Source organism: Paralysiella testudinis, assembly GCF_016894345.1.
Lineage (GTDB): Bacteria > Pseudomonadota > Gammaproteobacteria > Burkholderiales > Neisseriaceae > Paralysiella > Paralysiella testudinis.
Map to the genome: position 1 here is coordinate 1,198,421 of NZ_CP069798.1, position 19,795 is coordinate 1,218,215.

Annotated in this window: 21 protein-coding genes; 14 read left to right on the forward strand and 7 right to left on the reverse strand. The window is 55.9% G+C overall.

The window, feature by feature from the left end; translation table 11 throughout:
* Nucleotides 1–35: 35 nt before the first annotated feature.
* The 6 genes from rpiA (at nucleotide 36) to nagZ (ending at nucleotide 5,180) form a co-directional block, all read left to right on the forward strand.
* Nucleotides 36–701 (forward strand): ribose-5-phosphate isomerase RpiA, encoded by a 666-nt coding sequence (gene rpiA, locus JQU52_RS06160; RefSeq protein WP_230340256.1) that lies wholly within the window; start codon nucleotides 36–38, stop codon nucleotides 699–701.
* Between the two features lie 4 nt (nucleotides 702–705).
* Nucleotides 706–1,029: an EF-hand domain-containing protein gene (locus JQU52_RS06165; RefSeq protein ID WP_230340257.1), complete on the forward strand. Its 324-nt coding sequence runs from the start codon at nucleotides 706–708 to the stop codon at nucleotides 1,027–1,029.
* The gene (locus JQU52_RS06170; protein WP_230340258.1) at nucleotides 1,029–1,598 is read left to right on the forward strand and encodes a thermonuclease family protein; all 570 of its coding nucleotides are present in this window, start codon (nucleotides 1,029–1,031) and stop codon (nucleotides 1,596–1,598) included. The genes JQU52_RS06165 and JQU52_RS06170 overlap by 1 nt, the downstream gene beginning before the upstream one ends.
* 66 nt (nucleotides 1,599–1,664) lie before the next feature.
* On the forward strand, nucleotides 1,665–2,294 hold the full coding sequence (nth, locus tag JQU52_RS06175; protein ID WP_230340259.1) for an endonuclease III: 630 nt from the start codon (nucleotides 1,665–1,667) through the stop codon (nucleotides 2,292–2,294).
* A gap of 147 nt (nucleotides 2,295–2,441) precedes the next feature.
* Nucleotides 2,442–3,920 carry a DegQ family serine endoprotease gene (locus tag JQU52_RS06180; protein WP_230340260.1) on the forward strand — a complete coding sequence of 493 codons (1,479 nt, stop codon included), beginning with the start codon at nucleotides 2,442–2,444 and terminating at the stop codon, nucleotides 3,918–3,920.
* A gap of 174 nt (nucleotides 3,921–4,094) precedes the next feature.
* On the forward strand, nucleotides 4,095–5,180 hold the full coding sequence (nagZ, locus tag JQU52_RS06185; protein ID WP_230340261.1) for a beta-N-acetylhexosaminidase: 1,086 nt from the start codon (nucleotides 4,095–4,097) through the stop codon (nucleotides 5,178–5,180).
* A gap of 89 nt (nucleotides 5,181–5,269) precedes the next feature.
* Here nagZ and JQU52_RS06190 read toward each other — a convergent pair whose 3' ends face one another.
* Entirely contained in the window at nucleotides 5,270–5,416 is a 147-nt protein-coding gene (locus JQU52_RS06190; RefSeq protein WP_230340262.1) for a hypothetical protein, read from the reverse strand.
* Nucleotides 5,417–5,577: 161 nt separating this feature from the next.
* Between JQU52_RS06190 and JQU52_RS06195 the strand changes: the two genes are divergently transcribed.
* The 5 genes from JQU52_RS06195 (at nucleotide 5,578) to JQU52_RS06215 (ending at nucleotide 10,795) form a co-directional block, all read left to right on the forward strand.
* Nucleotides 5,578–6,327: a GNAT family N-acetyltransferase gene (locus tag JQU52_RS06195; RefSeq protein ID WP_230340263.1), complete on the forward strand. Its 750-nt coding sequence runs from the start codon at nucleotides 5,578–5,580 to the stop codon at nucleotides 6,325–6,327.
* A gap of 9 nt (nucleotides 6,328–6,336) precedes the next feature.
* A complete protein-coding gene (locus tag JQU52_RS06200) occupies nucleotides 6,337–7,149 on the forward strand; it encodes a lysophospholipid acyltransferase family protein (protein WP_230340264.1) in 813 nt (270 codons plus the stop codon).
* Between the two features lie 230 nt (nucleotides 7,150–7,379).
* Complete coding sequence (locus JQU52_RS06205) at nucleotides 7,380–8,252, forward strand: basic amino acid ABC transporter substrate-binding protein (protein WP_230340265.1); 873 nt, start codon at nucleotides 7,380–7,382, stop codon at nucleotides 8,250–8,252.
* A 229-nt stretch (nucleotides 8,253–8,481) separates the two neighbouring features.
* Entirely contained in the window at nucleotides 8,482–10,164 is a 1,683-nt protein-coding gene (locus JQU52_RS06210) for a glutamine--tRNA ligase/YqeY domain fusion protein (RefSeq protein WP_230340533.1), read from the forward strand.
* Nucleotides 10,165–10,354: 190 nt separating this feature from the next.
* Nucleotides 10,355–10,795, forward strand: a complete 441-nt coding sequence (locus JQU52_RS06215) for an META domain-containing protein (protein ID WP_230340266.1) — start codon at nucleotides 10,355–10,357, stop codon at nucleotides 10,793–10,795.
* 87 nt (nucleotides 10,796–10,882) lie between these two features.
* On the opposite strand, the gene JQU52_RS06220 is transcribed toward JQU52_RS06215, so the two are convergent.
* The 6 genes from JQU52_RS06220 to tsaB form a co-directional block, all read right to left on the reverse strand.
* A complete protein-coding gene (locus tag JQU52_RS06220) occupies nucleotides 10,883–11,275 on the reverse strand; it encodes a hypothetical protein (protein WP_230340267.1) in 393 nt (130 codons plus the stop codon).
* 112 nt (nucleotides 11,276–11,387) lie between these two features.
* Complete coding sequence (locus JQU52_RS06225; RefSeq protein ID WP_230340268.1) at nucleotides 11,388–11,963, reverse strand: IS630 family transposase; 576 nt, start codon at nucleotides 11,961–11,963, stop codon at nucleotides 11,388–11,390.
* Nucleotides 11,917–12,435, reverse strand: a complete 519-nt coding sequence (locus tag JQU52_RS06230; RefSeq protein ID WP_230340269.1) for a winged helix-turn-helix domain-containing protein — start codon at nucleotides 12,433–12,435, stop codon at nucleotides 11,917–11,919. Before JQU52_RS06230 ends, JQU52_RS06225 begins: the two co-directional genes overlap by 47 nt.
* Before the next feature lie 213 nt (nucleotides 12,436–12,648).
* Nucleotides 12,649–13,473, reverse strand: a complete 825-nt coding sequence (locus JQU52_RS06235; protein WP_230340270.1) for a uracil-DNA glycosylase — start codon at nucleotides 13,471–13,473, stop codon at nucleotides 12,649–12,651.
* Nucleotides 13,467–13,898, reverse strand: coding sequence for a ribosomal protein S18-alanine N-acetyltransferase (rimI, locus tag JQU52_RS06240; RefSeq protein ID WP_230340271.1), 432 nt, complete (start codon nucleotides 13,896–13,898; stop codon nucleotides 13,467–13,469). The genes JQU52_RS06235 and rimI overlap by 7 nt, the downstream gene beginning before the upstream one ends.
* Nucleotides 13,895–14,593: a tRNA (adenosine(37)-N6)-threonylcarbamoyltransferase complex dimerization subunit type 1 TsaB gene (gene tsaB / locus JQU52_RS06245; RefSeq protein ID WP_230340272.1), complete on the reverse strand. Its 699-nt coding sequence runs from the start codon at nucleotides 14,591–14,593 to the stop codon at nucleotides 13,895–13,897. Before tsaB ends, rimI begins: the two co-directional genes overlap by 4 nt.
* Before the next feature lie 77 nt (nucleotides 14,594–14,670).
* On the opposite strand from tsaB, the gene gluQRS reads away from it, so the two are divergent.
* From gluQRS to JQU52_RS06260, 3 genes are all read left to right on the forward strand, one after another.
* Nucleotides 14,671–15,606: a tRNA glutamyl-Q(34) synthetase GluQRS gene (gene gluQRS, locus JQU52_RS06250; RefSeq protein WP_230340273.1), complete on the forward strand. Its 936-nt coding sequence runs from the start codon at nucleotides 14,671–14,673 to the stop codon at nucleotides 15,604–15,606.
* The gene (cydD, locus tag JQU52_RS06255; protein WP_230340274.1) at nucleotides 15,599–17,269 is read left to right on the forward strand and encodes a thiol reductant ABC exporter subunit CydD; all 1,671 of its coding nucleotides are present in this window, start codon (nucleotides 15,599–15,601) and stop codon (nucleotides 17,267–17,269) included. The genes gluQRS and cydD overlap by 8 nt, the downstream gene beginning before the upstream one ends.
* A gap of 226 nt (nucleotides 17,270–17,495) precedes the next feature.
* Nucleotides 17,496–19,139 carry an amino acid ABC transporter ATP-binding/permease protein gene (locus JQU52_RS06260; RefSeq protein WP_230340275.1) on the forward strand — a complete coding sequence of 548 codons (1,644 nt, stop codon included), beginning with the start codon at nucleotides 17,496–17,498 and terminating at the stop codon, nucleotides 19,137–19,139.
* Nucleotides 19,140–19,795: the final 656 nt, after the last annotated feature.

The window sequence follows — 19,795 nt, forward strand, 5'->3', positions numbered from 1 at the left end:
TACCTTCATCCCATCCAACCCCCAAGGAAACCCCAATGGCCACACAAGACGACTTGAAACGCATGGCGGCGCACAAGGCGCTGGAACTGGTGCCGCATGGCGAATACATCGGCGTGGGCACCGGCTCCACGGTGAAATATTTTATCGAAGCGCTGGCCGCCAGCGCTAAAGACATCAAAGGTGCGGTGTCGACTTCTTCGTCCACCAGCGCCTTGTTGCGTCAGCACGGCATTGCCGAAGTGGGGCTGAACGAAGTCAACGGCCTGGCGTTGTATGTGGACGGTGCCGACGAAATCAACCATTCGTTGCAAATGATTAAAGGCGGCGGCGGTGCTTTGTTGAATGAAAAAATCGTGGCCTCGGCCTCGCGCCAGTTTGTGTGTATTGCCGATGAGAGCAAATACGTGGCTCGGCTGGGCAAATTTCCCTTGCCGGTAGAAGTGATTGAACACGCGCGCTCGCTGGTGTCGCGCCAATTGTTGAAGCTGGGCGGCGAGCCGGAGCTGCGTATCGGCGTGAAAACCGACAACGGCCACCAGATTGTGGATGTGTCCGGCCTGAATTTAGACCAGCCGATGAGCATGGAAGACGCCATCAACCACATTCCCGGCGTGGTGGAAAACGGCATTTTCGCCCGCCGCCCCGCCGATGTATTGGTGTTGGCGCGTGCCGGCGGTGTTGAGCTGGTGTATGCCAAATAAAGCCATGAAATACCTATCTATTTTGGCCTTGCTATGGCCGCTTAGCGCCTGGGCCTGCGAACCGGTATCATTTGATTGGCAGGCCTTTATGCAGGCCAACGACCACAACCGCGATGGCGCCTTGCAGCGCAGCGAGCTGGTGGATGCCGACTTTAGCGGCAGCAACTACAGCCATTTTGAAAAAAATCCTGCTGATGAAGCCGCTTTTGCCCGTTTGGACAAAAACGGCGATGGCAAGTTGGGCGGTTTGGGCGAAGGCGCGGATGAATTGGGCGACCTCTATTTGTATCTGCCCAATCCCTGCGCCGGCTGGCCGTGGACTAAATAATGTCTTGGCGCAGCTTGATGGTGCTGCTGATGGCGGCGGCTTTGTCGTGGCAGGTAGCCGCTGATCCGCCGCCGCAATGGCCGCAGCAGGCGCTGGATAAAGTGGATTTGGCGCTGGGGCAATATCAGCGCCAAGCGGCGGCCCAGCAGCTGAGCGGGGTGGTGATTTCGGTGCACGATGGCGACAGTTTGCGCGTGCGCGATGTTCATGGCCGTGTGCATCGCATCCGCTTGGCTTTTGTGGATGCACCCGAAATCGGCCAAGCATACGGTATGACCAGCCGCGACGGCTTGCGCCAGCGTTTGTTGGGCCAGCAAGTCACCGTCAGCGTGTTGGAGCGCGACCGCTACCAGCGCCAAGTGGCACAAATTTGGCTCGGCGACACCGACATTAGCCTGTGGCAATTGCAGCAAGGTGCGGCTTGGCACTACCGCAGCATCGCCAAAAATAAGCAAAACAGCGCCGCCTATGCCCGCTACCGCGCCGCCGAATTCAATGCCCGCCACAGCCGCCAAGGTTTGTGGCAACAGCGCGATGCAGTGCCGCCGTGGCAATTTCGCCGTCAGTAAACACAAACCTCTGTTTATTATTAGGCTGCCTGAAAACCCCATAATCCCTTTTTTAGCGCCACGCCCATGAATGCCCAAAAACGCCAACAAATCTTTGCCCGCTTTCAGGCCGCCAATCCGCATCCCACCACCGAGCTGGTGTTTGCCAGCCCGTTTGAGCTGCTGATTGCGGTGCTGCTGTCGGCGCAGGCCACCGATGTGTCGGTCAACAAAGCCACCGCACGGCTGTTTCCCGTGGCCAATACGCCGCAGGCCATCTTGGATTTGGGGCTGGATGCGCTCACCGATTACATCAAAACCATCGGCCTCTACAAAACCAAGGCCAAGCATGTGATGCAAACCTGCCGTCTGTTGCTGGAGCAGCACAACGGCGAAGTGCCGGCGGATCGCGCAGCGCTGGAAGCGTTACCCGGCGTGGGGCGCAAAACCGCCAATGTGGTGCTCAATACCGCATTCGGCCAGCCCGCCATGGCAGTGGACACGCATATTTTCCGCGTGGCCAACCGCACCCGCATTGCGCCGGGCAAAAACGTGCGCGAAGTGGAAGACAAACTGGTGCGCCTGATTCCCAAGCCTTATCTCTACGATGCCCACCACTGGCTGATTTTACACGGGCGCTATACCTGCAAGGCACTCAAGCCGCAGTGCGGGCAGTGTTTGATTGCCGATTTGTGCGAGTATCCGGCCAAGAGCTGAAGTGTCGGGCATGGATTGAATATCATTCCCAACCAATATCAACACGTAAATAGCCATGATGGCAGTTGTGTTTCAGGCAGCCTTTTGGCTACAATGCTTGCCATATTGCATTGCCGCAAAATCAACTGTGAAACACAAAGGATTGCTATGCGCCGTACCCCAAAATGGATGTTCACCGCCACCGCCGTGGCTTTGCTGCTGGGCGGCTGCGACAAAGGCAGTAGCTGGTTTGGCCGTGAAGACGACAATCAGGGTTTTGTTAAAACCATCGAAACCGACGGCAAAAATGGCAGCGTGGCGATGCTGTTGCCCGATTTCACTCAATTGGTGGAGCAAGAAGGCGCGGCGGTGGTGAATATCCAGGCCTCGCGCGATGCGGGCTCTCGCAACCAAGCCGATCCTGCAGGCATGGATCAGAGCCAGTTTCCCGACAACGATCCTTTCTACGAGTTCTTTAAGCGGCTGGTGCCCAATATGCCGTCTGAGCCGCAAGACGCCGAAGAAAATTTCAACTTCGGCTCCGGTTTTATCATCAGTGCCGACGGCTATATCCTCACCAATACCCATGTACTGGCGGGTATGAACAACATCAAAGTGCTGCTCAACGACAAACGCGAATACAGCGCCAAATTGGTGGGCTCCGATGCCCAATCGGACGTGGCCTTGCTCAAAATCGATGCGCAAGATTTGCCTACGGTAAAAGTGGGCAACCCCAAGCAATTGAAAGTGGGCGAATGGGTGGCGGCCATTGGCGCGCCGTTCGGCTTTGATAACAGCGTCACCGCCGGGATTGTGTCGGCCAAAGGACGCAGCCTGCCCAACGAAAACTACACCCCGTTTATCCAAACCGATGTGGCGATTAACCCCGGCAATTCCGGCGGCCCCTTATTCAACCTGCGCGGCCAAGTGGTGGGCATCAATTCGCAAATCTACAGCCGCAGCGGCGGCTTTATGGGCATTTCGTTTGCCATTCCCATCGATGTGGCGATGAATGTGGCCGAGCAGCTGAAGACCACCGGCAAGGTGCAGCGCGGTCGCTTGGGCGTGGTGATTCAAGAGGTATCGTATGATTTGGCCAAATCGTTTGGCTTGGAAAAAGCCAGCGGCGCCTTGGTGTCGCAAGTGATTGCGGGCGGGCCGGCGGCCAAGGCCGGTTTGCAGGTGGGCGATATTGTGCAAAGCGTGAACGGCGAAGAAGTGAAAAACTCCAGCGATTTGCCGGTGATGGTGGGGATTACCGCACCGGGCAAAGAGATCACGCTGGGCATATGGCGCAACGGCAAAAGTGAAAGCGTTAAAGTCACGCTCGACAGCATGGGCAGCGATACCGCCGCCAACAATCCCGCAGGCAGCGCCGCACCCGACGGCAGCAGTGCCGCCGGTTTTCAGGTGCCAAGCTTGGGCTTGGGCTTGCAGCAAAGCCAAAACGGCTTGGTGGTGATCAACAGCCAAGGCTTGGCCGCGCAAGCAGGCTTGCGCCGTGGCGATGTGATTGTGGCGGTGGGGCAAACCAGCGTGAGCGATGAAGACAGCTTTAACAAAGCCGTGGCCGCTGCCGGCAAAAACATTCCGTTGTTGGTGAAACGCGGCAGCAATACCCTGTTTTTGGCGCTGACCTTACAGTAAATCTGCGTATACTTAGAGCCAGCCTAGCTTTGTATTGAGCGGGCTGGTTTTTTAACTGCAGGGTTGGTTAAGGCTGCCTGAAAGTGCTGTAGGTCGGATTCTTGAATCCGACGCTTGTTCAAAGAACAAGATATTCACACTTCAGGCTCTCACGGGCAATCAAAGGAACATTCAATGACAGCACCAACACTACCCCGCGGCCCGGTGATGGCCGATGTGGCCGGGCTGGTTTTAACCGCAGAAGAGCGGCAGCGTTTATGCCATCCGGCGGTGGGCGGGGTGATTTTGTTCCGCCGCAATTATGCCTCGCGCGAGCAGATCACGGCATTGGTGGCGCAGATTAAAGCGTTAAGGCAGCCTGAATTGGTGGTGGCGGTGGATCACGAAGGCGGGCGTGTGCAGCGCTTTATCGACGGCTTTACCCGTTTGCCCGCCATGCGTGCGTTGGGTGAGGTTTGGGATGCCCACGGCCAAGCGGCCGCGCAAGCACAGGCCGAGCAAGTGGGCTGGGTGCTGGCGGCGGAGTTGCGCGCCTGTGGCGTGGATTTGTCGTTTACGCCGGTGCTGGATTTGGATTGGGGCTGCTGTGCGGTGATCGGCAACCGCAGCTTTCATGCCGACAGCCATGTGGTTACCGATTTGGCGCTGGCCTTGCAGCGCGGCTTGCAAAAAGGCGGCATGAAAGCCTGCGGCAAGCATTTCCCCGGTCATGGCTTTGTGGCGGGCGACAGCCACCACACGCTGCCTGAAGATAGGCGCAGCCTAGATGAATTATGGGAAGACGACTTATTGCCGTTCGAGCACCTCAGCGAAGCGGGCATGGCCGCGGTAATGCCCGCCCATGTGGTGTATCCGCAGGTGGACAGCGAGCCGGCCGGATTCTCGGCAGTGTGGCTGCAACAGGTGTTGCGCGAAGAGTTGGGTTTTAACGGGGTGATTTTTTCCGACGACCTTACCATGGAAGGCGCCAGCATGGCGGGCGACATCCGCGCCCGCGCCGACCGCGCCTTTGCCGCCGGCTGCGATATTGTGCTGGTGTGCAATAAACCGGCTTGGGTGGATGCGTTGTTGCAGGATTTTAGCGCCCCGCCTAATCCGCAGCTGGCCGCCCGCTGGCAGTTTATGGCCGGCAGCGGCGAGCCCGGCCAATTTGCCGCCTTGCTGCAAACGCCGGAATTTCAGGCAGCCCAAGCGCAAGTGGCGGCGCTGGCCAGCTGTGTTGATGTGGCCGGTGGCGTGAAAGTGGGCGAGGCGTTTTAAGCCGCTTTGTGCAACATATTTTACCGTTACGAAAAACAATAAAGGCTGCCTGAAACTTTCAGGTAGCCTTTATTGTCTTGCTTTCGTCATTATTTGTTCACTGTTTTGTCATTTTCAGTTTGTAAAGTGGCCATCATGCTAATAAAATCAGCACAAGCCGTTGCCGTATTGGTTTGTGGTTGATGTGGCAGAGGGTTGGCTGCACCATCCAAACCAGCGCCGCCTGTCATGTGCATGAAACATTCCCGTGTGCAAAATTTTACAGCATCGACAGCAGGATACTTGAAAAATATTGCCCATGGCACGCCGATTTTCCCGCATCGCCGATGCGTGGCAAACCATCGTTAATTGGTTTTTTAACATAGGCGTGTCACCGGCACATTCTGGAGCAACGACCATGTTACAACTGCAAACCCCCACCCACTTATCGATTCAAGGCGGCAGCCTGAGTGTGTCGCTGGCGCATGACGAGCACGAGGTGGCCGAAGCACAACGATTGCGCTATAAGGTGTTTGCCGAAGAAATGGGCGCCAACATCACCGCAGTAGACGGTTTGGATGTCGACCATTTTGATCCGTTCTGCCGCCACCTGATTGCGCGCGACCGCGACAGCGGCCGCGTGATTGGTTGCTACCGTCTGCTCACCGCCGAGGGCGCCAAAGCCGCAGGCGGCTGGTATTCCGCCGCCGAATTCGATTTGGCCCGTTTGCAGCACGTATTGCCGCAAACCGTGGAACTCGGTCGCGCCTGCGTACACCAGGATTACCGCTCCGGCAGCACCATTACCCTATTGTGGGCTGGCTTGGTGCAGTTTATGCAGCAGCAGGATTTGAGCTTTATGATTGGCTGCGGCAGCATCAGCATGGCCGATGGCGGCCATTTTGCCGCCAGCCTGTTTACCCAATTGCAGCAAAAACACTATGCGCCGCCGGAATACCGTGTATTCCCCAAAAATCCATTGCCGATACACGCCTTGCAGCGCGATTTGGCGGTAGAGTGCCCAGCGTTGATTAAGGGCTATGTGCGCGCCGGTGCCTATATTTGCGGCGAGCCACATTGGGATGCTGACTTTAACAGCGCCGATGTGCTGGTGATGATGCCGATGTCGCGCTTAAACCCGCGCTATGCGCGCCACTTCCTTAAATAAGGAACACGGATGCAGGCAAACAAATGGTTGTTGTGCTGGCGTTTAGGGCGGGTGGGCGTGCATTTGCTGTATGGCTGTGCGCAGATTCTGCTGTTTTTCGGCCGCGCCAGCCGCACACAACGGCAAGCCATTATCGGCCGCTGGTCGCGCCAATTGCTGCATATTTGTGGTATGCGCTTAACCGTGCTGCCGCAGGATATGGCGGTGGACAGCACCGGTGGGCGCATGTTGGTGGCCAACCACATTTCGTGGTTGGATATTTTTGCCATCAATGCCGTGGTGCCAATGCGGTTTGTGGCCAAAGAAGACATTCTTGGCTGGCCGTTGATTGGCTGGCTGGTGGCGCGGGCAGACACGGTGTTTATCCGCCGCAGCTGTCGCGCATCGGCTTTGGCGGTGGCCGATACCGTGGCGCAGGTGTTGCGCGAAGGTGATCGCGTGGCCGTATTCCCCGAAGGCACCACTACCGATGGCGCCAGCATCAAGCCGTTTAAAAGCAGCCTGTTTCAGGCGGCGGTTAATGCGCAAGCCACAGTGCAGCCACTGGCTTTGCGCTATCCCTTGCCGCAAGGCGGCCGCAATCCGGCATCCGCCTATTATGACGACATTACCCTCTGGCAATCATTGTGTGCGGTGTTGCAACAGCCGCAAAGCCAAGTGGAAGTGCATTTTCTAAACCCCATCAATACCCATGGCTTAAACCGTCAGCAAGTTTGTCAGCAAGCGCAGATGCAAATCGCCGATTTTCTGGCGCAATACCGCATCATTGAAGGCGTGAATGCCGAAACATGGCGGGAATTGTCTCTTTATGATGCACATTAAGAATGCCGGTTTGCGGTTTTCAAACAAATTTGAATAAATAAATTCGCGCTTCATAATTGTTTTAATTTAAATTAAAACAATACCTTATTTATTTTCAGGCAGCCTTAGTATGCGTAATTTGGGCAAATGGGTGGCTTTGGCCTGTGCATCTGTTTCAATCCTGTGTATGATTGTTTTAGTTGAAGTGCAACACACAACATTTTCAAAAATACGCATTGGGAGAGAACAAGATGATGTTGAAACAAAAAGCCGTATGGACATTGGCTGCCGTAGCCGCCGCATTCACACTGGCCGCCTGCGGTGGTGGCAGCAAAACCGAAACCGCTGCCGCCTCTGCCGATGGCAGTGCCGCCGCCGCCAAAACTTATGTGGTGGCCACCGATGCCACTTATGCGCCGTTTGAATACACCGAAGCGGGCGAAGTGCTGGGTTTCTCCAAGGATATTCTGGAGGCTGTGGGCAACAAAGAAGGCTTGCAGTTCAAATTTGTGAATACGCCGTGGGAAGGCATTTTTGCTACTTTGGGCAAGGGTGATGCCGATGTGGTGTCGTCCAGCGTCACCATCACCGACGAACGCAAGCAGAGCATGGGTTTTTCTGATCCCTACTTTGAAGCCACGCAGATGATTGTTACCGGCGCCAAGGGCAGTGATGTGAAATCGTTTGCTGATTTGGCCAAACGTACGGTATCGGTGCAAAACGGCACCACCGGCGACTTGGTGATGCAGAAACTGCAAGGCAAAGACAGCACCAACATCAAACGCTTCGAATCCATGCCGCTGGCACTGAAAGAGCTGGTGAGCGGTGGCGTAGATGCTTCCGTGGGTGATAATGGCGTGGTGCAAAACTTCGTCAACAACAACCCGGGCACCAAGCTGAATACCTTGGTTGACCCCAGTTTTGAAAAAGAATTCTACGGCTTTGCGGTGAAAAAAGGCCGTGATGATGATTTGCTGAAAAAAATCAACGCCGGTATTGCCGCCATCAAGGCCGACGGCACTTACGACAAAATTTACGCCAAGTGGTTTAGCGCCGGCAATGCGCCGGCCGCCGCCCCTGCGGCTTCCGCCGCCCCTGCGGCTTCCGCCGCCTCAGGGCAGTAAAGCCCACCGCCAGCACAGCCCCCTGCACTTTAAGGGGGCTGTTTTTGTTGTTGATGTTGCACCGCAAAATGTGGGGTATAATTGACGTTTAGTGCTGTTTTATACTTCGGGCTTGTAATAAGGGGAAGCCATCCTGATATACAAGGATAGGCTTTATTCTATCTTGCCCACCGGCGGCAGCCGCCATGCACAACACAACCGCTTACTCACCAGATTGACCACCAAAGCCATGATGAACAAAGACCAGTTTGCCGATAACCATTTTATCCGCAACATCATCGACGAAGACTTGAACAGCGGCAAACACAGCCGCATCATTACCCGTTTCCCGCCCGAGCCCAACGGCTATCTGCACATCGGCCACGCCAAATCCATTTGCCTTAATTTCGGCTTGGCCTATATTTACGATGGCCTGTGCAATCTGCGTTTTGACGACACCAATCCGGAAAAAGAATCCGACGAATACGTGCGCGCCATCAAAGAAGACGTACAGTGGCTGGGTTTTCAGTGGCACGAAGAGCGCTACGCCTCCGATTATTTCGAAACCCTCTACCACTACGCCATCGAGCTGATTGAAGCAGGCAAAGCCTATGTCGACGACTTAGACGCCGAAGAAATGCGCCAATACCGCGGCACGCTCACCGAGCCGGGCAAAAACAGCCCCTACCGCGAACGCAGCGTGGCCGAAAACCTCGATTTATTTCAACGCATGCGCGCCGGTGAATTTCCCGACGGCAGCAAAACCCTGCGCCTAAAAATCGACATGGCCGCCGGTAATATCAACCTGCGCGACCCGGTGATTTACCGCATCCGCCGCGTCCACCACCACCGCACCGGCGATGCGTGGGTGATTTACCCCATGTACGACTACACCCACGCCATCTCCGATGCGCTGGAGCACATCACCCATTCCCTGTGCACGCTCGAATTTGAAGCCCACCGCCCTCTGTACGATTGGGTGGTGGAAAACATTGCCATCGACAACCACCCGCGCCAATACGAATTTTCGCGCCTAGAGCTGCTGTATTCCATCACCTCCAAGCGCAAGCTTAACCAATTGGTGAGCGAAGGCCATGTGCAAGGCTGGGACGACCCACGTATGCCCACCATTTCCGGTATGCGCCGCCGTGGCTACACCCCCGAAGGCTTGCGCTTGTTTTCCAAACGGGTGGGCATTTCCAAAAGCGAAAACGTGGTGGACATGAACCTGTTGGAAGGCGCCATCCGCGAAGAGCTGGAAGGCTCCGCCCCGCGCATGATGGCGGTGCTCAACCCGATTAAAGTAGAGCTGGTGAATTACGACGAAGCGCTCACCCAAAGCCGCAGCGCCCCGTATCATCCGCAACATCCCGAATTTGGCGAGCGCCTAGTGCCCATCAGCAAAACGCTGTATATCGAAGCGGATGATTTTTCGCTCAACCCGCCGCCGGGTTGGCAACGCCTCACCGTGGGCGGCGAAGTGCGCCTGCGCTACAGCTATGTCATCAAATGCGAAGAAGTGGTACAAGACAGCAGCGGCCGCGTTACCACACTGAAATGCCGCATTGACCACGACACTTTGGGTAAAAAACCCGAAGGGCGCAAGGTTAAAGGCGTGATTCACTGGCTTTCCGCCAAACACGCCGTGCGTGCCACTGTACGCCTGTACGACCGCCTGTTTACCGAAGCCCGCCCTGATGCCGTGCGCGACGAAGACGGCCAATACAAGCCGTTTACCGAGTTTTTAAACCCCGATTCGATGATGCAGATTGATGCTTGGGTGGAGCCGGTGGCCAACAGCCTGCCGCCCGAATCACGCTACCAGTTTGAGCGTTTGGGCTATTTCGTGACCGACCGCCATGACCACCGCGCCGAAGACCCGGTATTCAACCGCACCGTAACGCTGAAAGACACGTGGCAGAAAGCCGAGTAAAACGTATCATCACTTAAAAGGCTGCCTGAAAATCAATCTTTCAGGCAGCCTTGTTTCTATGGATTGGAACCAAAAAACCACATGACGGTCTGAGCGGCGATACCGCATGTCGGGCATCACTGCGCTTGCCGGAAACCGGCCAATTTATTGCTTAGCAGTTGAGCGGAAAAGCTTAATTTAAGGAGAAATCATGTCCATCAAACAACACGCATTCACGGCGGCCTGCATGGCGGCGCTATTGGGTGGCTGCGCCGCCACCGCGGTGCCCGAAGCCGAAAACCAAAGCCAACCCGGTTTGCAGCGGGTATGGATGCTCACGGATATCAACGGCGTTGAACGTGCGCAATTGGTGGCGCTGCAAGCGCAAATGGATTTAACCGCATTGCCGCAAGCGGCGGCCAATATGGGCTGCAATCGTCTGAATTTTACAGCGCAGCCGCAAGATAAAGGCCAAATCCGCTTTGGCGCGGTGATGTCTACCCGCATGTATTGCGCCGGGCGCATGGATGCGGAACAGCAATTCGGTCAGCGCATCGGCCAGATGAAGCATTACCGCTTGGAAGGTCAGCGGCTGATTTTGCGTAATGATGCGGGCGAAGAAATGCGTTTTGTGGCGCAAGATTGGGATTAGTGCGGTATTGACTGCATGGTTAAAAGGCTGCCTGAAAGTAAAGTTTTCAGGCAGCCTTGTATTATCTTCAATCAATGCAACCCGGTTTTAGCAGCCATCAACAAACGGCTCACTACTCAAGCTCTGGAGGCGCTGGTTTTGGAATACTGCGCTAAGCCGAATTTTGTTGTGCAGGCAAATGGTGCTGGATTCGGGCAACAGACATTGCAGGCGTTGCGGGTCGTTGTCCGGATGGCGGCAGTGGCCGCCGAGCTGGCGGGCGTAGTCTTGCAAGGCAACAGCCGGTTGCGCGCTGGCCGATAATTTTTGTTGTAAGGCGGCGGCATAGGCGGCGTGATCCAAGCGGCCTTGTTGGTTGTAGAGGGTGGTGTAGGCGATTTGCTGGCGTTGGTCTTCATCCAGCGAAGAGATTTTGGTGGGCGAAAATGAGCAGGCGCCCAAGGCCAAGCAAAGGCTGGCGATGCAGAAGCGATAAGGCATGGTGGTTTTCCCAATGGCGGGTATATTTCATCGGCAATATAGCGCTATCTGAGCTTGGCCGCAAAGTTTTGACCCACTACTATAGTGAAATGTATAATACCAATTCTCTAAATTAACATACAATAGACCAAGCCCTAAAGGTAATCGACCGAATCAATTCAAGCTGTACACGCAACCGATTCCAAGCCACACAAGCAGCATCTACAATCGCATCATAACCATCAAAGCATCGGTTCGATAAATCATGCTGCTTTAAATACTGCCATATCTGTTCAGACGGATTCAACTCCGGTGAATACGGCGGCAATTTCAGCATCGTCACGTTATGTAGGTTTAAATCGGCTTGATGCCATAAAGCGCCATCCATAACCACCACTGCATGACGACCCTCCGGTACTTCCTTGCTGATATGCTGCATATGTAGCTGCATGGCTTGCTTATTCACATACGGCAATACCAAACCCACACTGTTGCCGTTTGAGGGGCAGAATGCCCCAAATAAGTAGGCAGACTCAAATTGCTGTTGGCGTACGACCCTCGGCCTTTGGCCGCAATAGTGCCAAACCCGGGTGATGGATCCTTGCTGGCCGATACGGGTTTCATCTTGAAACCAGATGTCTACGTCAGACAGCTCAATGTGTTCAGGCAGCACTGTCCGAACATGGTTTACGAAGTTTTTTAAAATCATCCATTGCCTGCTGATCCGCTTTGGGATGCCGGCTGCGGGCAGATACCCAGCTGATGCCGATGCGGGACAATAAGCCGTAAATGCCTTTCGGTGTGTAGTCGGTATTAAAGTCTTCCTTGGCAATACGGGCAATATCAACAGCAGTCAGCCTGCCGCCGCCCCTTTGCTGTTGTTGTTCTACAATGGCTTGCTTAAAGGCTTCGATGTCTTTTTCGGCCAACAGGCTTTTGCGGCCTCTGCCGGGTTTGTCGTAGATGCTGTCCAGCCCATACAGCCAATAGTGCTTTCTGATGACGCTGATGCTTTGTTGATGATAGCCAAAGGTTTGTGCAATGCTGTCTAAGCTGTGACTCAAGCTTAGTTGATGCAGCATCAGCAATTTGATCCGCGCTCTCGGATTTGACTCTGTTTTGGACAGTTTCAAAAAATCATGATCGGTCAGCTGGTGTTTGCGGGGCGTTAGTTTGGGCATGGTGGTGTTTGGGGGAGTTTGGGCTTGGGTTCTATTGTATTGTATTTTGTAGAATTGGTATAACAAAGTGCTACGGCGTTGCTGCGCCTTAGCGCAAAGCGAACGATTTTGTACGGCGCCAAAGCGCCAACAAACTCAGTTTCGTACTGCTTGTACTGTCTGCGGCTTCGCGTCTTGTATCACTTTATTCTTCATTCCACTATATATTCATATTCAAGCAGACAGCATCGGCACCAATTTTTGCAGTGCCTGCCAGGCTTCGGCTTTAAGCTGGTGTTGGCGCAATAGCCGTGCCGGGTGCGGCACAATCACATACGGGCGCTGTTGCAGCAGCTCGGCCAAGGTGTCGGGCGCCATCTGTTGAAAGCTTTGTCCCAGCAGCAACACTGCTTGAGGCTGCAACCAGGCAATTTGTTGCTGTAAAAATGGGGTGCAGGCGGCGGTTTCGGTGGGGTTGACTTGCAGCGTTGCATTGGGAGTACATTTCACTTGGCTGGTGAAATACACTGCTGCCGGATCGATATGAATGGCGGCGAGCATATTGTGCAGCAGCACGCCTGCTTCGCCGCTGAATAATTGCGCCGCCATATCGTCTTCGGGCGCGGGGTTGGGGCTGATCACCAATAATTTGGCCTGCAAACTGCCGTGGCCGGGCAAGGGTTGGCGGCGTTGGCGGTGTAGATCGCAGCGCTGGCATTGCGCCAAGGCAGTGGGTAGGGTGGCGGGACTTAAGGTGTCTATGGGAATGGGTGCTGCTACAGCAGAAGGCGCGGTTTTGGCGCTGGGTGCGGGTGTGGCTGGCGGTGCTTTGGTTTCACCGCCCACGGCCGCCATCACGGCTTGACGTGCGTGCGCAGATTTGTTGCTATGGTGGGCCGGCGTGGGTGCGGCGGCTGCGCTTGATGTGTCTGCTGCTGGCGGATGATTGTCGGCAGGCCGGTTGTTGTTTGGCGGCGGCAACACCTGCGCACCTTGTTGCAGCCACATCGGCCCCAAGCCCAGTGCTTCGTGCAGGTGCAAATAGCGGCTGCTCAGCATGTTTTCTCCATCAATACGGCGTCTTCCACGCCGCCATAATAGCCTTTGCGCCGTCCGCATTCAATAAAGCCGCTGCGGCAGTATAAGGCCTGTGCGGCGGTATTGCCGGCGCGCACTTCCAGCAAAATCCGCTGTATGCCGTGCGCTGAAGCTGCCTGAAACAAGGCATTGAGCAGGGCTTGGGCGTGGCCTTGGCGGCGCTGGGCGGGGGCGGTGTTGAGCAAATGGATTTCCGCTTCGTCAATCAGTTGTTGCCAGGCCAACATGGCGGTAATTTCGCCTTGCGCATCGGTGCGCAGCCATAATTGATTGGGTGGGTTTAAGGCTGCCTGAAGTTGGCTGGCAGACCAAGGCGCGGGGTTGCAGGCGTTTTCCAGCGCGGCTAATGCGGGCATGTCGGCAGTGGCAGCAGGGCGGATGTTCATGCGCCGGCCTTGCGGGCGGCCTGTTCGGCGGCGGTGAGGGCGATTTTATTGCGTACATACAGCAATTCGGCTTCGGCGGCGCTGCCGGCGGTATAGCGGCCGGACAAGGCCAAGGCCAAATAATCTGCCGCTGTGGGCATGCGGTTTTGGCCGGCCACCGGCAGCGTTATCTCTAGGCCAAAGGCATTGCCCACGCCTGTGGCTTGGGCGGATGTGCTGTTTTCAGGCAGCCTGATGTCGGCGGCGGCGCCCACTTGGTAATCGCTTAAGCGCTGGCCGCTGGCGGTGTTATACCAAGCATAAAACAGCTCGCCCATGCGCGCATCGGTGGCGGCCAGCACGCAAGGTTGGCCAGGCAATAGGGCGGCCACGGCATCTAAGCAGGGAATGCCCATCAATGGTGTATCAAATGGCATGGCCAAGCCTTGCGCCACGCCGATGCCGATGCGCAAGCCGGTAAATGCGCCGGGGCCTTGGGCGTAAACAATGGTGTCGATGTCGGCCAAGGTTAACCCGGCTTCGGCCAGCAAGGTGTGCAGGGTGGGCAGAATCAGTGCCGATTGGCGGTTGCCCACGGCTTCGTAAACGCAATGGCTGCGCCCGTGGTGATGCACGCCCAAAGACAAATGGGCGTTGCTGGTGTCGATGGCCAATAGGGTAGGCTGATTTGCAGTGGATGGATTCGGGGTGCTCATGCGGCGCGGTTTGACGTAAAATGGCCGCCATTATAACCGATTCGGCCTGTATTCAGGCTGCCTGAATCCATCTGTTTATGCCTGTATCTCCACCTTATATTGGCCGTTTCGCCCCCAGCCCCACGGGTTTGCTGCACATCGGCTCTTTGCTCACCGCCGTGGCCTCGTTTTTGGATGCCCGTGCGCACGGTGGGTGCTGGCTGTTGCGCATGGAAGACCTCGATCCGCCGCGCGAAATGGCCGGTGCCGCCAGCCATATTTTGCACACTTTGGCGGCATTCGGCTTGGAATGGGACGGCGAAGTAGTGTACCAAAGCCAACGCCACGCTCTTTACCGTACCGCGCTAGAGGCGCTGAAAAACAAAGATTTGCTCTACCCATGCTATTGCAGCCGTAAAAACGTGTTGGCGCAATCGCCGCGCATGGGGGTGGACGGGCCGGTGTATGGTGGCCATTGTGAGGGGCTGGGTGTTTTCAGGCAGCCTGAAACTTCAAAACCGCCCGCTTGGCGGGTGCGCGTGCCGGCACAGTATGTTGGCTTTCACGATGCGGTGGTGGGCAACTACGGCCAGCAGCTGGCGCAAGAGGTGGGCGACTTTGTGCTGCTGCGTGCCGATGGCTTTTGGGCGTATCAACTGGCGGTGGTGGTGGACGATGCCGCGCAGGGCATTACCCATATTGTGCGCGGGCAGGATTTGCTGGTGTCTGCCCCGCGCCAGCACTATTTGCAGCAGTGCTTGGGCTATCCCACGCCGCATTACGCCCATTTGCCGCTGCTCACCAATGCGCAAGGGCAGAAGTGGTCGAAACAAACCCGCGCCACTGCGCTCAACCCACAACAGGCCGAAGCGTTGTTGCGCCAAGTATTGGCTTATTTAAGGCTGCCTGAAGCGCCAGAAGTGGATAAACCGGCGGATTTGCTGGGCTGGGCCTTGCCGTATTGGGATTTGAATCGTATTCCCGCCGCCGCCATCAACACCGAAATTTCCGATAACAGAACCCCCGATGTCTGAAAACACCCCGAAACATCTACTCAAACAATGGCTGCAACCCTACCGCCCGGCCTTGAATACGGCCTGGCTGTTGGCCGTGGTGGGCGGCGTGTTGCTGATTGGCCAAAGTGCTTTGCTGGCGTGGCTGTTTGCGCAATGGCTGGGCGGTGCGCCGCTTCAGGCAGCCTTGTTGGCGGTGTTGCCGTATTTGCTCGGCTGCTGGCTGTTGCGGCCCTTGCTGCAATACGGCAAAGAGCGCTTGCTGCAACAGGCCAGCCTGCGCTTGCGCCAACATCTGCGCACGCAATTATTGGCGGCGGTGGCGGCACAAGGCGCGGCACGCAGCCGCTGGGGCAGCGACGGCGCTTTGTCGAGCCTGCTGCTGGAACAAGTAGACGCGCTCGACGGCTACATCAGCCGCTATGTGGTGCAGCAAAAGCTGGCGGTGTTGATGCCGCTGCTGATTGCGGCGGCGGCGTTTTACTATAGTCCGCTGGCCGCCAGCTTGCTGCTGCTCACCGCGCCCTTGGTACCGGTGTTTATGATTTTGCTGGGCGATGCGGCGGCACGCAAAAACCGTGCCCAGTTTGCCGCGCTGGCGCAATTGAGCGGGCGCTTTCTGGATTTGCTGCGCGGCTTGCCTACATTGCGCCGTTTGCAGGCCTTGCCGCAGGCGCAAGCGGCGGTGGCGGCTGCGGCGGAAGACTACCGCGCCCGCACCATGGGCGTGCTGCGGCTGGCGTTTTTATCGACGGCGGTGCTGGAATTGTTTGCTTCGCTGGCGATTGCGCTGGTGGCGGTGTATTTGGGGCTGGGGCTGATTGGCGTGCTGCCGTGGGCGCAGGGGCAAGTGCCGGTGCCGTATCAGGGTGCGCTGTTTATTTTGCTGCTGGCACCGGAGTTCTACGCACCCTTGCGCCAGCTTGGTGCCGATTATCACGATAAAGCCAAGGCCGAAGCTGCCGCGCAAGCATTGCAGCCGCTATTGGCCGCCGCGCCGCCGCCCAATGGCCACGAAATCCATCCCTTCAACACCGCTCCGGCCTTGAATTTGCAGCAAGTGCGCATTGCGGGCGAGCATGGCCGCATCCGGCTGCGGGAATGCAATCTGCAAGTGGCCGCAGCAGAGCGCGTGGTGCTGGCCGGTGCCAGCGGCAGCGGCAAATCCAGCTTGCTGCAAGCGCTATTGGGTTTTGTGGATTTTGAGGGTGAAATCCGTATTAACCAAATCGATTTTCGCCGCTTGGACAAAGCCGCTTGGCGCAGCCAAATCGGCTATTTGGCGCAAACCCCGCCGCTGCTGCCCGGCAGCATCGCCGACAATCTGCGCCTGCCCAAACCCGATGCCGACGATGCCGAGCTAATGGCGGTGCTGCAACAAGTGGGTTTATGGGATTTGCTCAGCCGCCTGCCGCAAGGGCTGGCCACGCCCTTGGGCGAGCGCGGGCAGGGTTTATCCGGCGGGCAATTGCAACGGCTGGCTTTGGCGCAGCTATTATTGCAACAAGCGCCGCTGTGGCTGCTGGACGAACCCACCGCCCATCTGGATGCCGACACCGCCGCCGACATCCACGCATTATTGGCCCACATCAGCCAAGGCAAAACCGTGCTGCTGGTAAGCCACGAAACGGCCAACCTCGGCTGGCTCGACCGCGTGTGTCACTTGTCTGCGGCGGCGGATTGAGTAAGGCTGGTGGAACGATAGCGTGGGCATAAACCACCTACTCAAGCCAGCAAAAGAAGATAGGCAAAATACGGCATAGAAGGGGTTCACCATTGTTAAAGGCTGCCTAAAATGGAAAACCGCCATTGCCGAACGGGATTTGGCAATTCATCCAATTATTTGAAATACATCATCATCATCAAGGCTGCCTGAAACGTTTTTAGGCAGCCTAATACAGGAAATCAGCATGTCTCAGCCCCACACGCCACTTAACTTGCGCCACTTGGCGGCCAGCCGTCGCGGCATGTGGGCGCTGGCGTGGTTGTTGGGTATGCTCACGCTGCTGGCCACCGTTGGCCTGCTGGCCTTGTCCGGCTGGTTTATCAGCGCCGCCGCACTAGCGGGCATGTTGAGCTTGGCCAGCGCTTATACGTTTAACTATTTCGGCCCGGCGGCGATTATCCGCCTGTTTGCGATTGTGCGTACCGCCGGGCGTTATGGCGAGCGGTTGGCTTCGCACCATGCCGCCTTGGGGCTGTTGGCCGATTTGCGCAATCGCCTTTTCGCCAATCTGGCCGCCGCTTCGGCGCACAGCGCCTCGATACGGCAAATGCACCGCCTCACCAGCGACATCGACCTGCTCAACGAATACCCTTTGCGCCTGCTGTTGCCGTGGCTGTGGGCGCAAATGCTGTTGGCACTGTTTGCTTTATTGCTGTGGCTGGTGTCGCCCATTTTATTGGTATGGCTGCTGCCACCTTTGCTTGCCGCGGCGGTATTGTTACCGCTGTGGGCGGCTGCGCGCGGCGTGCGATTGGCAGCGGCGCAAACCGCACAAGCCGAATCGCGCCGACAAGCCTTGCTGCAACCCTTAACGGCTTTAACCGCTTTATTGCAATGGCAACAATGGCCACGCTTTCAGGCAGCCTTTACCGATGCCGACGGTGCTTACGCCACCCTGTGGCAACGCCAACAAAACCAAACCGCACAAACCGTATTGTGGCAACAGCTGTGCTTGGCGCTGGCCGCCGCCGTGTTGTTGTGGCAAGGCGCCGTGGCGGTGGAGCAGGGCCATATTTCGGTGCCTTTGTTGTTGGCGCTGCTGCTGGCTTTGTTTGGCTTGGTCGAAGTGATGTTGCCGCTGGGCATGCAAATGATGGCCTACGGCTTTAGCCGCGCCGCCTGCCAGCGGCTCAACGATTTAAGCTGCGAAAACGCCGCCACCATGGCCAACGGCATCCAGCCTTTGCCGGCGCAACTGCATCTACAGGCACAGCAGCTGTGCGCCAAACAGACCGGTGCGCTCAATGGCGCTGAAAACATCAACTTTGATGTGCGCAACGGCGAAGTGTTGTGGATACGCGGCGCTTCCGGTGCCGGCAAATCCACTTTATTGCAAGTATTGGCGGGCGAATTGCTGCCGCAAAACGGCAAATTATTACTCAACGGCCAGCCGCTGCAGCATTGGCAATGGCAAGGCCAGATTGGTTATTTGGCGCAAAATGTGGATATTTTCGACCTCACCTTGGCACAAAACCTGCGCTTGGGTAAAGCCGATGCCAGCGACGAAGAATTGTGGGCCGCGCTGGATAAAGTGGCGCTGGCCGATTGGGCACGCGCCCAGCCGCAAGGCCTGCACACCACACTGGGTGAATACGGCGCCGCCGTATCCGGCGGCCAAGCCCGCCGCATTGCTTTGGCACGTTTATTGCTGCGACCCTATCGGATATTGTTGTTGGATGAGCCGTTTGCAGGAGTGGGTGATGATTATTATGGGAAAATAGAGGAAAATCTGGTTAATTTTCATTTTAATGGCATACTGGTGGTGGTTAGCCATTATGCATTTGGTTTTTTAAGAGAAAATCACAAGTTATTGCGATATAGTATATAATCTAAACATTATATTGCTATATTGCTGTTCGATGTGGCAAAACTGGAAATAATGTGTAATATATTGATGCCTAAAAGTGTTTGTATCATACAAGAAACGCATTGAATTGCCTGATTGACTCTAAAGGATTGACAATGGAAAATAAATATGGGTTATCAAAAACATGCCTACTGATTGGGTTGGCATTGTCGGCGTCTGGGCAGGCATCTGCCAATGATTATGTTTCCCCATTTTCGACAGAACCTCTGCACATGAAAAACATTCTTAGTGCCAAGGTAAAGCCCAATGTTTTGTTTTTAATTGATAACTCAGGAAGTATGGTCGATGGTGTTCGGGGGAATTCTATACCTTATATACTACTTGGCTCAAAATATGAACCTTTGGGTAATTCCTATAGTAGATTTTATACGCCTAGGCCGAGGAGTGAATGGCCTTTGGCAATAAGACGAGATTGTCTAGAGCCTGATGGATTGACGCTGAAGTGTAGTCAATCCTTTAATTTGTATGCGCGTGTTGATGGGGGGGGTATGAAAACAGTGGCCGAACAGCCTGCGTTAGTAGACCTAATGTTTGCGGTAATGTTGGTACCCGTGGCTATTGGCGAGAGAACCTTGTTCGTGCGAGCAGTGGCGGCTTTGAGGGTTATAACTACGATA

Excerpts from the sequence above, each read along its gene's own strand:
- rpiA (WP_230340256.1), top strand. The coding sequence starts at position 36 with ATGGCCACACAAGACGACTTGAAACGCATGGCGGCGCACAAGGCGCTG.
- JQU52_RS06165 (WP_230340257.1), top strand. The coding sequence starts at position 706 with ATGAAATACCTATCTATTTTGGCCTTGCTATGGCCGCTTAGCGCCTGG.
- JQU52_RS06170 (WP_230340258.1), top strand. The coding sequence starts at position 1,029 with ATGTCTTGGCGCAGCTTGATGGTGCTGCTGATGGCGGCGGCTTTGTCG.
- nth (WP_230340259.1), top strand. The coding sequence starts at position 1,665 with ATGAATGCCCAAAAACGCCAACAAATCTTTGCCCGCTTTCAGGCCGCC.
- JQU52_RS06180 (WP_230340260.1), top strand. The coding sequence starts at position 2,442 with ATGCGCCGTACCCCAAAATGGATGTTCACCGCCACCGCCGTGGCTTTG.
- nagZ (WP_230340261.1), top strand. The coding sequence starts at position 4,095 with ATGACAGCACCAACACTACCCCGCGGCCCGGTGATGGCCGATGTGGCC.
- JQU52_RS06190 (WP_230340262.1), bottom strand. The coding sequence starts at position 5,416 with ATGCACATGACAGGCGGCGCTGGTTTGGATGGTGCAGCCAACCCTCTG.
- JQU52_RS06195 (WP_230340263.1), top strand. The coding sequence starts at position 5,578 with ATGTTACAACTGCAAACCCCCACCCACTTATCGATTCAAGGCGGCAGC.
- JQU52_RS06200 (WP_230340264.1), top strand. The coding sequence starts at position 6,337 with ATGCAGGCAAACAAATGGTTGTTGTGCTGGCGTTTAGGGCGGGTGGGC.
- JQU52_RS06205 (WP_230340265.1), top strand. The coding sequence starts at position 7,380 with ATGATGTTGAAACAAAAAGCCGTATGGACATTGGCTGCCGTAGCCGCC.
- JQU52_RS06210 (WP_230340533.1), top strand. The coding sequence starts at position 8,482 with ATGATGAACAAAGACCAGTTTGCCGATAACCATTTTATCCGCAACATC.
- JQU52_RS06215 (WP_230340266.1), top strand. The coding sequence starts at position 10,355 with ATGTCCATCAAACAACACGCATTCACGGCGGCCTGCATGGCGGCGCTA.
- JQU52_RS06220 (WP_230340267.1), bottom strand. The coding sequence starts at position 11,275 with ATGCCTTATCGCTTCTGCATCGCCAGCCTTTGCTTGGCCTTGGGCGCC.
- JQU52_RS06225 (WP_230340268.1), bottom strand. The coding sequence starts at position 11,963 with ATGATTTTAAAAAACTTCGTAAACCATGTTCGGACAGTGCTGCCTGAA.
- JQU52_RS06230 (WP_230340269.1), bottom strand. The coding sequence starts at position 12,435 with ATGCCCAAACTAACGCCCCGCAAACACCAGCTGACCGATCATGATTTT.
- JQU52_RS06235 (WP_230340270.1), bottom strand. The coding sequence starts at position 13,473 with ATGCTGAGCAGCCGCTATTTGCACCTGCACGAAGCACTGGGCTTGGGG.
- rimI (WP_230340271.1), bottom strand. The coding sequence starts at position 13,898 with ATGAACATCCGCCCTGCTGCCACTGCCGACATGCCCGCATTAGCCGCG.
- tsaB (WP_230340272.1), bottom strand. The coding sequence starts at position 14,593 with ATGAGCACCCCGAATCCATCCACTGCAAATCAGCCTACCCTATTGGCC.
- gluQRS (WP_230340273.1), top strand. The coding sequence starts at position 14,671 with ATGCCTGTATCTCCACCTTATATTGGCCGTTTCGCCCCCAGCCCCACG.
- cydD (WP_230340274.1), top strand. The coding sequence starts at position 15,599 with ATGTCTGAAAACACCCCGAAACATCTACTCAAACAATGGCTGCAACCC.
- JQU52_RS06260 (WP_230340275.1), top strand. The coding sequence starts at position 17,496 with ATGTCTCAGCCCCACACGCCACTTAACTTGCGCCACTTGGCGGCCAGC.